13 protein-coding genes are annotated in these 14,102 nt (G+C 56.4%); 2 read left to right on the forward strand and 11 right to left on the reverse strand.

Annotation, left to right across the window (positions count from 1 at the left end; genetic code table 11):
* Positions 1–2: 2 nt before the first annotated feature.
* From pabC to AC4EYZ_RS01870, 8 genes are all read right to left on the reverse strand, one after another.
* Positions 3–815 carry an aminodeoxychorismate lyase gene (pabC, locus tag AC4EYZ_RS01835; protein WP_022523873.1) on the reverse strand — a complete coding sequence of 271 codons (813 nt, stop codon included), beginning with the start codon at positions 813–815 and terminating at the stop codon, positions 3–5.
* Between the two features lie 6 nt (positions 816–821).
* Positions 822–2,060: a beta-ketoacyl-ACP synthase II gene (fabF, locus tag AC4EYZ_RS01840; RefSeq protein WP_022523874.1), complete on the reverse strand. Its 1,239-nt coding sequence runs from the start codon at positions 2,058–2,060 to the stop codon at positions 822–824.
* 192 nt (positions 2,061–2,252) lie between these two features.
* Positions 2,253–2,486: an acyl carrier protein gene (gene acpP / locus AC4EYZ_RS01845; protein WP_008956801.1), complete on the reverse strand. Its 234-nt coding sequence runs from the start codon at positions 2,484–2,486 to the stop codon at positions 2,253–2,255.
* A 124-nt stretch (positions 2,487–2,610) separates the two neighbouring features.
* Entirely contained in the window at positions 2,611–3,354 is a 744-nt protein-coding gene (gene fabG / locus AC4EYZ_RS01850) for a 3-oxoacyl-ACP reductase FabG (RefSeq protein WP_022523875.1), read from the reverse strand.
* A 58-nt stretch (positions 3,355–3,412) separates the two neighbouring features.
* A complete protein-coding gene (gene fabD, locus AC4EYZ_RS01855) occupies positions 3,413–4,372 on the reverse strand; it encodes an ACP S-malonyltransferase (protein ID WP_022523876.1) in 960 nt (319 codons plus the stop codon).
* 113 nt (positions 4,373–4,485) lie between these two features.
* Complete coding sequence (plsX, locus tag AC4EYZ_RS01860) at positions 4,486–5,535, reverse strand: phosphate acyltransferase PlsX (RefSeq protein WP_022523877.1); 1,050 nt, start codon at positions 5,533–5,535, stop codon at positions 4,486–4,488.
* A gap of 43 nt (positions 5,536–5,578) precedes the next feature.
* Positions 5,579–5,749, reverse strand: a complete 171-nt coding sequence (rpmF, locus tag AC4EYZ_RS01865) for a 50S ribosomal protein L32 (RefSeq protein WP_007114757.1) — start codon at positions 5,747–5,749, stop codon at positions 5,579–5,581.
* Positions 5,750–5,785: 36 nt separating this feature from the next.
* On the reverse strand, positions 5,786–6,316 hold the full coding sequence (locus AC4EYZ_RS01870) for a YceD family protein (protein ID WP_041158158.1): 531 nt from the start codon (positions 6,314–6,316) through the stop codon (positions 5,786–5,788).
* Positions 6,317–6,517: 201 nt separating this feature from the next.
* On the opposite strand from AC4EYZ_RS01870, the gene AC4EYZ_RS01875 reads away from it, so the two are divergent.
* Positions 6,518–7,150 carry a Maf family protein gene (locus tag AC4EYZ_RS01875; RefSeq protein WP_053857254.1) on the forward strand — a complete coding sequence of 211 codons (633 nt, stop codon included), beginning with the start codon at positions 6,518–6,520 and terminating at the stop codon, positions 7,148–7,150.
* A 22-nt stretch (positions 7,151–7,172) separates the two neighbouring features.
* On the opposite strand, the gene sppA is transcribed toward AC4EYZ_RS01875, so the two are convergent.
* From sppA to AC4EYZ_RS01890, 3 genes are read right to left on the reverse strand one after another with little or no spacing between them, the layout of a single operon-like run.
* Positions 7,173–8,294, reverse strand: a complete 1,122-nt coding sequence (gene sppA, locus AC4EYZ_RS01880; protein WP_022523880.1) for a signal peptide peptidase SppA — start codon at positions 8,292–8,294, stop codon at positions 7,173–7,175.
* Between the two features lie 9 nt (positions 8,295–8,303).
* Positions 8,304–8,948 carry an HAD family hydrolase gene (locus tag AC4EYZ_RS01885; RefSeq protein ID WP_022523881.1) on the reverse strand — a complete coding sequence of 215 codons (645 nt, stop codon included), beginning with the start codon at positions 8,946–8,948 and terminating at the stop codon, positions 8,304–8,306.
* A 39-nt stretch (positions 8,949–8,987) separates the two neighbouring features.
* Positions 8,988–9,929 (reverse strand): RluA family pseudouridine synthase, encoded by a 942-nt coding sequence (locus AC4EYZ_RS01890; protein WP_009286408.1) that lies wholly within the window; start codon positions 9,927–9,929, stop codon positions 8,988–8,990.
* A gap of 708 nt (positions 9,930–10,637) precedes the next feature.
* On the opposite strand from AC4EYZ_RS01890, the gene rne reads away from it, so the two are divergent.
* A complete protein-coding gene (rne, locus tag AC4EYZ_RS01895) occupies positions 10,638–14,078 on the forward strand; it encodes a ribonuclease E (protein WP_490204075.1) in 3,441 nt (1,146 codons plus the stop codon).
* Positions 14,079–14,102 lie beyond the last annotated feature (24 nt).

A 14,102-nucleotide genomic window follows, 5' to 3' on the forward strand; every position in this document is an offset into this window, starting at 1 on the left:
GTTTAAACAACGCCCAATAGCTGATGTGCCAAACGCTGGAACGGGTCAGGCTGACTCAGAGGCCAGCGCTGCAGCAGTGAACCATCCGCGGCAAGCAAGGTGGTAACAGGCCATACACCCTGAACAGAGTTGGCCACCCATAGCCGCTCGACATCAACAAGTTGATGAAGCGTCAGCGACGCCTGAGCGGCGGCACCTTGGTCAAGCAATGCAGCACGCAACGTGCCAGCCACGCCGCACTGGTCAAGCAGAGGCGTTAACACTTCCCCCGCCTGTTGCCAAAAAACATTCATACTGGTGGCTTCTACCACAAGGCCTTCACTGTCGGCGAGCAATCCTTCGGCAATAGTGGCATCGACCCACTCTTGGCGGGCCAGTACGTTTTCCAGTCGATTTAGGTGCTTGATACCTGCCAACCGAGGCTGACGGGCCAGCCGCAAATCGCAAAGCCGCACTGTCACGCCTTCCTGCCAGCGCTTAACCGACGGTTGAAACGGCGTTCGACGACTGAGCAGCCGCGGCGTGATCTGATCGGGCTGGGCATAGCCACGCCCGCCGCTGCCTCGGGTCAGTATCAGCTTAAGCACTTCGAACTCAGCAGTGGGATCGCCTTGCCAGGTGGCGTCAAGGGCCTCCTGGCAGGGTAGCGGTAGCCCAAGCCGATGACAGCCTTGTGCCAGGCGCTCCTTATGATAGCGCCACAGCATAGGCTTTCCCGCCCGCAATAGCACCGTTTCAAACAGACCATCACCATACGCCAGCCCACGATCATCAAACTGCACAGATTGATCATCACATAACGTAGGCGGCAGCATCGCTAACTACACCTTCTTAAATAGCAGCGAGCCGTTGGTACCACCAAAACCGAAGGAATTTGAAAGCGCCATATCAATGCGCATATCCCTCGCAGTATGCGGCACATAGTCCAGATTGCAGCCTTCCTGCGGGTTATCCAGATTAATCGTGGGCGGCGCGACCTGATCACGAATAGCCAGAATACTAAACACCGCCTCTACCGCACCGGCGGCGCCCAACAGGTGGCCAATCATCGATTTGGTGGAGCTCACTGCCACGCTGCTTGCAGCGCCACCCAAGACGTTCTCAATGGCACGACTTTCGGCCAGATCGCCTGCCGCAGTGGAGGTACCATGGGCGTTGATGTAGTGAACCGAAGAAACGTCAACCTGGGCATCTTTAATCGCATTGCGCATGGAGAGCGCTGCGCCACGTCCATCTTCCGGCGGTGAAGTCATGTGATAAGCATCATCGCTCATACCAAAGCCCACCAGCTCGGCGTAGATATTGGCACCCCGCGCCTTGGCGTGCTCATACTCCTCAAGCACCAGCACACCGGCACCATCGGATAACACGAAACCATCACGGTCGGTATCCCAAGGGCGGCTTGCCGCTTGTGGATCGTCATTACGCGTAGAGAGCGCGCGAGCCGCAGAAAAACCACCCAGGCCCAGCGGCGTGGTGGCCATTTCAGCCCCACCACAGATCATCACGTCCGCATCGCCATAGGCGATGGTGCGTGCGCTATAACCAATATTATGAGTACCGGTGGTGCAGGCAGTCGTAATGGCAATGTTCGGGCCTCTGAAGCCGTGCTGAATCGCCATATTGCCCGAAATCATATTGATGATAGAGCCCGGCACGAAGAATGGCGATATCTTGCGAGCGCCACCTTTGTTGAGTGCGTTGTGGTTATGCTCAATCATGGGTAGGCCACCAATGCCTGAGCCGATAGCCACACCGATGCGATCGGCATTCTCTTCGGTGCACTCAATCCCCGAATCTTCTACCGCTTGGGCGCCCGCCGCCATGCCGTACTGAATAAACAGATCCATCTTGCGGGCATCTTTAGGATTCAGATACGGGCTAATATCAAAGTTTTTGATCGATCCACCAAAACGAGTGTTAAAACCGCTGGTGTCGAAATGCTCAATAGGCGTAATACCGCTTTTACCGGCCACAATGTTGGCCCACGACTCATCAACGCTATTACCCACTGGGGTCACCAGGCCTAACCCAGTTACCACTACCCTTTTCCGTGCCATCAGCTTTCCTCCAGGCATCCATGGTGACGCGACCCACTTGGGTCATTTGCTGCTTAAATTTGGTCAACAGTATAACGGAGATTGAACGTTATAAGCATTGTGGCAGCAAAGCAAAAAAGCCGTCCTGGAAAAGGACGGCTTTTAAGGCGGGTGGCTAGCACCCCACCCTGGTTCGATGCATCGACGCAGCCCTTACTGGTGGGCGTTCACGTAATCGATGGCTTCTTGAACCGTGGTGATCTTCTCAGCTTCTTCATCGGGAATTTCAGTATCGAATTCCTCTTCCAAAGCCATGACCAGCTCAACGGTGTCGAGCGAATCAGCACCCAAGTCTTCTGTAAAAGAAGAGCTGTTTTGGATGTCTTCTTCTTTAACGTTCAGGCGCTCTGCTACAACTTTCTTAACGCGCTCTTCAATAGTACTCATTAACGTACTCCAGTCGTTCACATTAGCCGTTTTTGATAACCAGCTATTTGGAAACCGCAAGCCAAAAGCTGCGGGGTAGTTTATAGACGCCCTTGGGTAGACGCAACCGCCAAGCCCAAGGCCATCAACGCATATTCATGCCGCCATTCACGTGAAGCGTCTCGCCAGTGATGTAACCGGCTGCATCACTGGTCAAAAAACCCACTGCTGCGGCGATCTCTTCCGGCGCCCCTAAACGGGCCAGCGGAATTTGCTTAAGCAGCATTTCGTGCTGTGCTTCAGGTAGCGCTTCGGTCATATCAGTCGCAATAAAGCCCGGTGCCACTGCGTTAACCGTAATCGCACGAGAGGAGACCTCACGCGCTAGCGCGCGGCTAAAACCTTCCATACCGGCCTTAGCTGCAGCATAGTTAGTTTGGCCCAGGTTGCCCATGGTTGCCACTACAGAACTAATCGACACAATACGCCCAAACCGCGCCTTGGTCATACCCCGTAAACACGCCTTGCTAACACGATAGACAGATTTCAGATTGGTATCCATGACGGAATCCCACTCATCTTCTTTCATGCGCATCAGCAGATTATCACGCGTGATACCCGCGTTGTTGACCAAAATAGTCGGCGCACCAAAGCGCTCAGTAATCGTTTTCAATACGCTATCGATACTGGTCTGGTCGGTCACGTTAAGACATAGACCTGCCCCTTCAATGCCGTGCTCTTTCAAATCGGCATCAATTTTTTCAGCGCCAGACTCACTGGTCGCGGTGCCAATGACGATACGGCCCTGGCGACCTAGCTCGCGAGCAATGGCCTGACCAATACCACGACTCGCCCCTGTTACCAGGGCAACTCTACTCTCTTGTGTCATAACGTTCTGCCTCTAACCGTGTAATCAAGCAAGGATAGTGGATTGCAATCTCTCTTGGTCACGCCTTATCAGCCAAGGTTTCACGCGCCAGCTCAAGCGCGGCTTCCAGACTGTCAGGATCATTCACCGCCAATCCCTTGCTACCCTTCACGATACGCTTATTGAGGCCAGTCAACACCTTTCCTGGCCCGCACTCAATGAACACCTCCACGCCTTGATCCGCCATGGCTTCAACACAGGCGCTCCAACGCACCGGCTGATAGAGCTGCTCGACTAGCCGCGTGCTCAATGTCGCGGTATCGGCATGGGCCTGGGCATCGACGTTTTGGATGACACTGTAGCGCGGCGCCCGCAGCTCGATAGTTTGTATCGCCTCTGCCAGGCGCTCGGCCGCAGGGCGCATCAATGCACAGTGCGACGGCACGGAAACCGGCAATGCCATGGCACGCCTGGCACCGGCCTCCTGGCAAGCAACAATAGCTCGCTCAACGGCCACTTTAGAGCCCGCTATCACCACTTGCCCAGGGGAATTGTAGTTGACCGCTGAAACAACGTCGCCCTGGGCAGCCTTTTCACAGGCGGCTTCAACCGCATCGTCTGCCAAGCCCAGGATCGCCGCCATACCGCCTTCGCCAGCAGGCACCGCCGCCTGCATGGCTTCTCCGCGCAGACGTACCAAGTTGACGCCTTCGGCAAAGCTCATGACGCCTGCGCACACCATAGCGCTGTATTCGCCCAGGCTATGGCCCGCCATAACCGTCGGCCGCGGCCCTTCCAGCTCTTGCCACACACGCCAAATGGCGACGCTGGCAGAAAGCAGCGCAGGCTGGGTACAAGCGGTTGCATTAAGCGACTCTTCGGGGCCTTCTTGGACGACTTTCCACAAATCGTAGCCCAAAGCATCCGACGCTTCCTCAAATGTCGTTCCCACCACACTATAGCGCTCGGCAAGCTCTCGCAGCATTCCAAGCTGCTGAGAGCCTTGCCCGGGAAAAATGAGGGCAAGGGGTTGAGACATGTCGTTCACCTTTGCTCTTGTAGGCATTTGCTCATATGAGCGATAGGCGAGGTTATTGGCACATCCTGATGCCACCTATAAACCCGCAAAAAAGTTAAATCGTTATTATCTGATCATGGCTGGCCTGTGCCATCGTTTTCACTTGATGGCGCTTGCCAGCGGCCTGCGATCCGCGCAGGTAAGTTATGTTCTACTTCCTGCAGGGCGCGATGAATAGCGTAGTAAAACCCATCGGCATGAGTACTGCCGTGACTTTTCACTACGATACCGCGCAACCCCAATAAACTGGCCCCGTTGTAGCGCACGGGGTCAAGCTCTTGCTTTAAGCGCTTTAACACAGGCTTGGCCAGTAGGCTTGCCAAACGACCACTTAGGCGCGACTCAAACGCCATCTGCACGCGTTCAACCAACATACTCGTCAAACCTTCGCTCGCCTTGAGGACAGCGTTGCCCACAAAGCCATCACACACCACCACATCAAGCTGGCCTTTAAACAGGTCGCCACCCTCAGCATAGCCTTGATAGTCGAAACCACTACCACTGGCATACTCACGCAGCAGACGATCAGCCTCACGTACGCTCACACTCCCCTTGGTGGCTTCAGCGCCAACGTTGAGTAGCGCCACGCGCGGCACCGCAGTGCCATCGATACACTGCGACATCGCCGCCCCCATCAGTGCAAAATCGACCAGTCGATGGGCAGGGGAATCCACGTTGGCGCCTAAGTCCAGCAAATAGCAGCGGCGCCCTTGGCGGGCTGGGATCGCGGTACTGATTGCCGGACGAGAAATCCCCTCGACCATCCCCAGTTCGCGCCTTGCCAAGGCAACAAGCGCTGCCGTATTGCCTGCGCTTACACCAGCCACAGCTTCACCCTGAGCGACGCACTGCAGCATGCGCGCCATGCTCGTTGCCTCGCCTCTGCGCAACGCCCAGGCCGCTGTTGCCCCCGGCATTACGCTATCGGGCGAATCACGCGCCACCAAACGTGACGTTGCCGCAGCCAGAGGCTGCGGCAAGCGCGAAAGCTCAGCAATAATCTGCTGACGCGGGCCAAACAGAACCAGCTCAAGACCGGGGTGTTCTAACACCGCCCTTGCGGAGCCTGCGATAATCGCATGAGGGCCTTGGTCACCCCCCATCACATCAATCGCTAAGCGCATACCGCACTGAGTCCGTTTAACCGCTTAGTAATGCAGTTGAGGCTTATACCTCAACCACTTTACGACCACGGTAGAAACCGTCTGGAGAAACGTGGTGACGCAGGTGAGTCGTACCGGTTTCTTTGTCCTGAGACAGCGTCGGAGCGGTCAGCGCATCGTGGCTGCGACGCATGCCGCGCTTGGAACGAGTTTTACGGTTCTGTTGAACTGCCATGGGGGTTTACTCCAAGGTATTTAAGGTAAAGGGTGCTTATTTTTTGCCTTTCAAGACATTCAGCACCGCGAAAGGGTTCGTCGCTGGCGCTGTATCTGACGCCGCGCCTTCTGTTTTGCTGACCAGCTGCTCCGCCGAGACATGACATTCGGCTTCATCGTGATAGACCACCTGGGGCAGGCTGAGAATCAATTCATCCTCAACTACCGTCAGAAGATCCAGCTGTTCCTTTTCCACCAGCACCGGTTCATGACTAGCAGGCAACTCGGCCGCCAAGGCTTCATCAGTGACCATTCCAAGCAGAAAGTCACTACTCACCTCTTGAGGCAGCGGCACTAGGCAGCGTCGGCAGGCAAGCGCCAACGTCGCTTGCAAGTGGCCACGAATTTCACGACGGCCTTGAGCATCGACACCAAACTCAAGCACGACATGACAGTCGCCGGTTTGGTCACCCGCTTCTTCGGCAAGACGTGGCAGCTTATCCAGCGCTACCAGGCCTTCGATTCGTTCGTGGCGGGCTGCGAGCTTATAAGGCTCCACCCGACTGGGGAGTTGTGAGGTCAACATAGGCGCGCAATGATAGGCACTCCCCCTGCTGGTGTCAAAGCTGTCGGTGTATTTCTTCATCGCTTCCTCAATAAATAACCAACATAGGCCTCGGTAAACAGCCGACATGGGCACAATTCGCAGCTTTCGCTACACTCTACTGCTTTGCCGTCCCACTAGCGCAACCACATTAGCCAGGAGTTTTCTGTGACCTCACCCGCCATGACCGAGCCCTCAAGCACCCAGTCATCAACTGCTCAGTCCTTAAATACAGAGCTGGTGCTTGCCTCAAGCTCACGCTGGCGGCGTGAGCTGCTGGATCGCCTACAACTCCCCTACCAGTGCCATTCACCGGATATTGATGAAACGCCGCATGATGGCGAAACACCACACGCACTGGTACATCGCCTAGCACTTAGCAAAGCCAACGCCGTGTCGGCTCACTTCCCCCACCACTGCATTATAGGCTCCGACCAGGTGGCGGTATTTGAAGGCGACATTCTTGGCAAACCACATACCACAGAAAAGGCCTGCGCTAACCTTACCCGCTTTTCTGGCCAGCGCGTCACCTTCCTGACCGGTTTAGCGCTACTGGATACTCGCCACCAGCGCCATCAAGTCCATGTCGAGCCCTTCGAGGTCGTGTTTCGCACTCTTAGCACGCAAGAGATCGAAAACTATGTCACCAAAGAGCAGCCGTTAGATAGCGCTGGCAGCTTTCGGATGGAAGGCCTGGGCATTGCGCTGTTTGAAAAACTGGAAGGCCGCGACCCCAACGCGCTGATCGGGCTACCGCTGATCGCGCTCTGCGACATGTTGCGCCAAGCGGGCTTGGATCCGCTTGGCGCGCCCTAGGGCCCAGGACGTGAATTGGCGATCAGAAACGAAGCGGGGTGTTAGGCGCCCTAATACCTAGCACTTCAGCGGCAACCTCGGTAAAACGCCGAGTAAAGCGCTCAAATGGATCAAGACTCGGCGTATAGTCCACCCAGTCGATGTTACCTACTTGATCGCGAGACAGCTGTTCGAGGCTACCCAACTGATCGACCAACCCTAGCTCGATGCCCTGCTCGCCACTCCAGATCAGGCCTGAGAAAATATCCGAGCTATCACTGAGCCGTTCGCCGCGACCCGCGCGGACGTCATCGATAAATTGGCGATGGGTTTGGCTCAGCACACCTTGCCAAAACGTCTCTGCATCATCGTCCAGCGGCTGGAATGGATCTAAGAAGGCCTTATTCTCTCCTGCCGTAAGCACGCGGCGCTCAACGCCAAGGCGCTCTATCGCCTCCTCAAAGCCAAAACCAGCGTAAATCACACCAATCGAGCCCACTAAGCTCACCGGCGAGGCAATAATCTCATCTGCCGCTGCAGCAATGTAATAAGCGCCGCTGGCACCGATATCCTCAATCACCGCGATAATCGGCTTATCACCCTGCTCGCGCAGGCGCATGATTTCCGCATAGATACGCTGAGACTGAACGGGGCTACCACCGGGACTATTAATGTGCAGCACCACAGCAGCAGCGCTTTCGGCATCCCAGGCTCGGTTTAACCCTTGGATGATGCGCTCCGCATTGGCTGGCGAATCGCTGGCGATTACGCCATTAACCTCAACAATGCCCAAGTGGCGTTGGGTGGGCGTTGCGACACTCGGCGAATCCCAGAACAGGCTATAAAGTGCGGCAGACAGCGCCACCAGCACAACAGCGAGAAACATCAGCCGGAAAAACAGCTTCCAGCGGCGGGTACGCCGTTGCTCGGTCAAGACACCGCCTATCCAGTGATCCATCATTTCCAGCTGCGCTAATCGCTGGCGTTCGCGCAGGGTTTCGGCATCATCACCTGGCGCTCCTGAGGTCTGCTTAGCCCCCTTACCAGGCGGAACCTCGGGCCCTTCAGTCCAGGGATCCTCCTTGAACTCGTTGGTCTGGTCACTATTAACCGGGCCATCATGACCCTCTTGCGTACCCTCTTGGCGGGTTGGATCGTCACTCATAAAATGTCCTTATAACCGATCAAAAAGCTCGTCTACGCTATGGGCAATCCACTTGGGTTCGCTCATTGCCAGGCGCTCAGGCGCATGCACCCCATAGCTTACCCCCACCCGATCCATGCCCATCGCCCTAGCCATTTCCATATCATACTCAGTATCGCCGACCATCACCGCCCGCTCGACCGGCACCGCAAGCTCAGCCAGTAACTCTGAAAGCATCTGCGGGTGCGGTTTAGAGCGGGTTTCATCCGCGGTACGGCTGGCATGAAACCACGCGCCGCTACCGGTCTCAGTAAAAATACGGTCAAGCCCGCGACGGCTTTTACCTGTTGCTACTGCTAAACGCTGTTGCTCATGCCCACGCAAACGGGCGATATGCGCTTCGACACCGCTAAAAAACGCCATTGGCGTGGTATCAGCCTGCACAAAATGGTGCGCGTAACGCTCGCGAAGCCGCTCGGCCTGAGCAGGCAATATACCTGGGCAGAGCTTGGCAATTGCCTCGGGCAGCCCCAGGCCAATAATATCTTCCACCTCAGCCGCTGTAAGCGCCCCCCACTCAGCCTCTAAAGCAGCCGCCTGCATACATGACACAATCCGCGGCACTGAGTCCATCAAGGTGCCGTCCCAATCAAATATAATTAGCTCGTACTGCATGGCAGCTCCCTGTAAAAGGCAACGCGGTGAAGAAAGAAGTTATTGACGGGCGCGCTTGAGCGCTTCTTCCAGGGCTTCTGGCAGCGGCGCTTTGACGGTAACCGGGCGGCCGTTAGTGGGCTCAGGAAAGGTCAGCGCTCGCGCATGAAGGAACAAACGCCCCAGACCTAACTGCTTGGTGAGCAGACCACTTTCACGGGTAGCGTACTTATCGTCACCTAATAACGCATGGCCTGCGTGGGCGGCATGTACGCGAATCTGGTGGGTACGGCCCGTGACCGGCTCAGCCTCTATAAGGGTTACTTTTTCGAAGGTTTCGACCACCGAAAAATGGGTGCGCGACACTTTTCCGTTGGGATCTACCCTTACCCTCCGCTCGCCGTTACCGGCATCAAAGCGGTCTAACCGAGCACTCTCATAGGTTTTCCGCGCTGGCCAGCGCCCACTGACCAAGGCCAGATAACGCTTATCCATACCGTGCTTTTTCAACGACTCGTTCAGCGTCACCAGCGCATCGCGTGACTTGGCCAGCAGCAAACAGCCCGACGTATCGCGATCCAAGCGGTGAACCAGTTCCAGAAAGCTCAGATCATCGCGCACTTGACGCAGCGCTTCTATTAAACCAATTTTAACCCCACTGCCGCCATGCACTGCCAAACCAGAAGGTTTATTAAGCACCATCCAATCGGGGCCTTCCATAATAACGCTGCCTACCAGGAGGTCGCGCAAATTATCACTGACTTCCTTCACCGCTTCGCGAGGCGCCAAACGCAGCGGCGGAACGCGTACTAAATCCCCCGCTTGCAAACGGTAATCCACCTTCACGCGTTTTTTATTAACGCGCACCTCGCCTTTACGTACGATGCGATAAATAAGCGCGCGAGGCGCCCCTTTAAGCCGCGTCATGAGAAAATTATCAATTCGCTGCCCTGCTTGCTCCGGGGCGATATCCACCCACTGCACTTCACGCCCTTCGGACATTACTACTTACTCCTGCTTAAAAACGGCATTCTAGCGTAGACCCAAGGGCATTGCGTCAATTGCTGGTCGTAGTCTTTACTGTTATATTCGAAATCGTTCACCAGCTAAGCGCAGAAAGCTGTCTTGTCTAGCGCTAGTGACTAGCTGTTCGATAGCTAATTGATTAAATTTGTTAGCAGAGAGCATCACCGCTGAGCTTGGTTAATGCGCCTGCCCGACTAACACGCAGGCCTGAACGCAAAAACGGCACCAGTGTACGCATTGCCCGTTTTCCAGTATTAAAAGATGATCTTAAAAATGCAGTAACTCTGCCGCCCGTTTTTTATGCCGGCAGAGGAAAATAAGCCTTGCCCTCAACGGCAGGCAGCAACTAAACAACGCCACGTCCTGAGCAGCTCCGCCTTATTCGTCACAAGGCGATGACTGATTCCGGGCGAAAAGTTCAACGCTGTGCCGGTGGCCGGCGTTGGTGAATCGATGAATGCCAGGTGTTGGCGGTGTCAGCAGGGCCGGATGGACGTGACAGCCACCGGAACACGTCCTGCCTCCGCCACGTACTCAACGCCCTATCGGCCGGGTTGGCGATGATGCCTTCCCGGCTTGACGCGTCAGCATTGCAATGCGCCGAGCACAAGCACGCAGCACCCAGCGATTCGCCTACGTCACCCAATAGGCAGTTCGCCGGCACGCAACGCTATGCGAGACACTATGAAACGGATGCTTATCAATGCGACCCAGCCCGAAGAGCTGCGTGTCGCTTTAGTTGATGGACAACGCCTATACGATTTAGATATCGAATCCGGCGCAAGAGAACAGAAAAAAGCCAATATCTATCGCGGTAAAATCACCCGCGTAGAGCCCTCCCTGGAAGCTGCCTTCGTTGACTACGGCGCCGACCGTCACGGCTTTTTGCCCCTCAAGGAGATCTCTCGCGAGTACTTTGTCAAAGACGTTTCCGGACGTCCGAGCATTAAAGAAGTGCTTAAAGAGGGTCAAGAGGTCATCGTCCAGGTCGATAAAGAGGAGCGTGGCAATAAAGGTGCCGCGCTAACCACCTTTGTCAGCCTGGCTGGTCGCTTTTTGGTATTGATGCCCAATAACCCGCGTGCAGGTGGCATTTCTCGCCGTATCGAAGGCGACGAGCGCAGTCAGCTCAAAGACGCCATGGGTCAGTTGACCGTGCCGGATAAAATGGGCCTGATCGTGCGCACTGCAGGCATTGGTCGCAATCCGGAAGAGCTCCAGTGGGACTTGGACTACTTGGTTCAGGTGTGGGAATCGATCACCACTGAAGCTGCCAAGCGCCCTGCCCCGTTCCTGATCTACCGTGAATCCAACGTCATCATTCGCGCCATGCGCGACTACCTACGCCAGGACATCGGCGAAGTATTGATCGACAGCCCCGAGATTCACGCCGAAGCGCTGAGCTTTATTCGCCAGGTAATGCCCTCGTATCAACAGAAGATCAAGCTCTACGCAGACGAAGTACCGCTATTCTCGCGCTTCCAGATCGAATCACAAATCGAAACCGCCTATCAGCGCGAAGTGAAGCTGCCTTCTGGCGGCTCGATTGTGATCGATCACACCGAAGCGCTAGTCTCCATCGATATCAACTCCGCCCGCGCCACCCGCGGCAGCGATATCGAAGAGACCGCCCTACAGACCAACTCTGAAGCCGCCGATGAAATCGCCCGCCAGCTGCGCCTGCGTGATATCGGCGGTTTGGTGGTTATTGACTTTATCGACATGGGGCCTGCACGCAACCAGCGTGAAGTTGAAAACCGCATGCGCGATGCCCTCAAGCTGGATCGCGCACGGGTACAGATTGGGCGTATTTCACGCTTTGGCCTGATGGAAATGTCCCGCCAGCGCCTGCGTCCCTCGCTGGGAGAAACCAGTGGCGTGGTCTGCCCGCGCTGTAATGGCCAGGGCACCATTCGCGATGTTCGCTCGCTCTCCCTCTCTATCATGCGCCTGATTGAAGAAGAGGCGATGAAAGAGAATAGCGCACAGATTCGCGCCATTCTACCGGTACCCGTGGCGACTTACCTGCTCAACGAAAAACGCAGCGTGCTGGCAGATCTAGAGTCTCGCCAGAATGTTCGCGTAGTACTGCTGCCCAATCCTGATATGGATACGCCCCACTACGACGTGCAACGCCTGCGTGATGATCACCTGGACGAGGATGACACTCAAAGCCTATCGAGCTTTGAGCTCTCCACCGACACCGAAGTAGGCAAAGAGCCGACACCGAGCTTCGTGCCGCCCGCTCAACGCGCCGAAGCCGCCGTCAAGAGTGTCACCCACAACGCTCCCGCCCCGGCATCGCTGCAAACGGAAGAGAAAGCGCCCGCTGCAGCCCCAGCGGCCAAAGCAGCACCTGTAGCCAGCGAGCAACCCAGCGTTATTGGGCGCTTTATCCGCGGCTTCGCCAAACTGCTCGGTAGCGACGAAAGCGGCGCCGAAGCCACACCAGAGCCCAAGGTTGAAACACCCGCGCCGCGCAAATCAGGCGAGCGCAAAACCAATCAGCGCAGCAGCGAGTCGCGGCAAAAATCGTCGCGTGGCGACAACGCAAGCCGTAACGAGTCGCGCAGCGATAATAGCGCCCGCCCTGAGCCAAAAGCTGAACAAAAAGCCGAGCAGCGCAGCAGCACACCGCGTCCTGCCAGTGACGACAATAGCGATAAGCGGAGCGGCCCCAGCCGTACCCGCAACCGCCGTCGCCACCCTCAGCAGGACGATGCTAACGGTCAAGAGTCAGCCAAAGCGCCTCGTAAAGAGAACCAGGCTGATAGCTCTTCCAAAGACAGCCCTAGCAAAGACAGCTCCACGAAAGAGGGCTCTAAAGAGAGCACCAGCGGCAAAAGTGCAGCGCAGAAAGAGTCGCGTCGTGATGGTGGTGACAAAAACCGCGACAGCCAGCGCGATGCAACGGCCAAGAGCCCAGAGTCCAAGAACTTAGAGACCAAGCAGGATGACGGCAAGCCGAAGCGTACGCGTAACAACCCGCGTAACCGCACGCGCACCCAGGCAATCAACCCTCAGGCAGAAGCTGAGCAGTTAAAACTGCAGGCCGAGGCTCAGAATGAAGCGTCAGCAGTAACACCAGAGCCGGCCGAAGACCCTGCGGCAGAAGAACAGGTGGGTAAAGCAGCGACAAATGACACAACGATTGCATTAGGATCGGACGCGGGGAATACCGCTGAGCCAGAAGCGGCAGCAGCCGATGCGCCTGAATCCAACGCCGAGCAAGCGGACGACGCGACGACCGCCAACCGGCCCGTGGCAGAAAACGCTAAAGCGCGCAAGTCGACGCACCAGCGCCGCCAGCCTAAAGCGACTTCACCGGCGGAGCAAACGTCAACTGCCAGCACCGTTGAGCAGGATGAGGCCGCCGCCAAGCCAAGCGAACCGGAGGCCACAGCCAGCGAAGAGCCGTCAGCGCCATCTGAGGTGACCTCAGCAACGGCCAAAGCCAACGCCGAACCAGCTGAAAGTAAGAAAACCGCCGATAGTCAGCAGCCCAGTGCTAACGAACAGGCAGCGCCTGAAGCCGTCGAACCGCCTGCGACCAACGCCGTTGATCCAGCCGCAACTATTGAAGAGGCGGCCTCCCCGGCACCTTTCAATAGTGCGGGTACGGATCAAAGCAGCGACGAGCATCAGCCCGAAGCGCCAGCTAGCACCCAAACTCGCCAGGAAGCGGCAAACCCAGATGTTGCTGAGAGTACTTCTGAGAACGCTTCTGAGAGTGTCGCCGCAGCCCCTTCAACTGAAGAGCCTGCCAACAGCGAGCCAAAGCAAGACAGCGCAGAAAAAGGTGATGAGCCTAAGAGCGTTAAAGACACAAACGCTGAAGACCGAGTCGCTGAAGAAAGGAGCATTGAAGAGAGTAGCGCTGAACCGAATAGTTCTGAAGACAGTCCTGAAAAGAGCAGCGACGAACTAGCAGCGACTGAAACGCCTGTGACTGCTCCCCCTGCAACTGAAGCAGACGCTCAGCCCACTCAACCGGTCACCAGTGAAGCACCCGCTGAAGCCGCAGTAACTGAAGAAGCGCCTAAACCCCGCCGCCGTCGCACACGGGCCCACAATGACCCGCGTGAGAAGCGCAAACAGGCGCAGCAAGACACACGCTCCGAATAGATCGTTCGCGCGTATTGCAGTAAC

Source organism: Vreelandella sp. 162(4c), assembly GCF_058152265.1.

What these genes read in the sequence shown, in the direction of transcription:
- pabC (WP_022523873.1), bottom strand. Translation starts at nt 815, where the DNA reads ATGCTGCCGCCTACGTTATGTGATGATCAATCTGTGCAGTTTGATGAT.
- fabF (WP_022523874.1), bottom strand. Translation starts at nt 2,060, where the DNA reads ATGGCACGGAAAAGGGTAGTGGTAACTGGGTTAGGCCTGGTGACCCCA.
- acpP (WP_008956801.1), bottom strand. Translation starts at nt 2,486, where the DNA reads ATGAGTACTATTGAAGAGCGCGTTAAGAAAGTTGTAGCAGAGCGCCTG.
- fabG (WP_022523875.1), bottom strand. Translation starts at nt 3,354, where the DNA reads ATGACACAAGAGAGTAGAGTTGCCCTGGTAACAGGGGCGAGTCGTGGT.
- fabD (WP_022523876.1), bottom strand. Translation starts at nt 4,372, where the DNA reads ATGTCTCAACCCCTTGCCCTCATTTTTCCCGGGCAAGGCTCTCAGCAG.
- plsX (WP_022523877.1), bottom strand. Translation starts at nt 5,535, where the DNA reads ATGCGCTTAGCGATTGATGTGATGGGGGGTGACCAAGGCCCTCATGCG.
- rpmF (WP_007114757.1), bottom strand. Translation starts at nt 5,749, where the DNA reads ATGGCAGTTCAACAGAACCGTAAAACTCGTTCCAAGCGCGGCATGCGT.
- AC4EYZ_RS01870 (WP_041158158.1), bottom strand. Translation starts at nt 6,316, where the DNA reads ATGTTGACCTCACAACTCCCCAGTCGGGTGGAGCCTTATAAGCTCGCA.
- AC4EYZ_RS01875 (WP_053857254.1), top strand. Translation starts at nt 6,518, where the DNA reads ATGACCGAGCCCTCAAGCACCCAGTCATCAACTGCTCAGTCCTTAAAT.
- sppA (WP_022523880.1), bottom strand. Translation starts at nt 8,294, where the DNA reads ATGAGTGACGATCCAACCCGCCAAGAGGGTACGCAAGAGGGTCATGAT.
- AC4EYZ_RS01885 (WP_022523881.1), bottom strand. Translation starts at nt 8,948, where the DNA reads ATGCAGTACGAGCTAATTATATTTGATTGGGACGGCACCTTGATGGAC.
- AC4EYZ_RS01890 (WP_009286408.1), bottom strand. Translation starts at nt 9,929, where the DNA reads ATGTCCGAAGGGCGTGAAGTGCAGTGGGTGGATATCGCCCCGGAGCAA.
- rne (WP_490204075.1), top strand. Translation starts at nt 10,638, where the DNA reads ATGAAACGGATGCTTATCAATGCGACCCAGCCCGAAGAGCTGCGTGTC.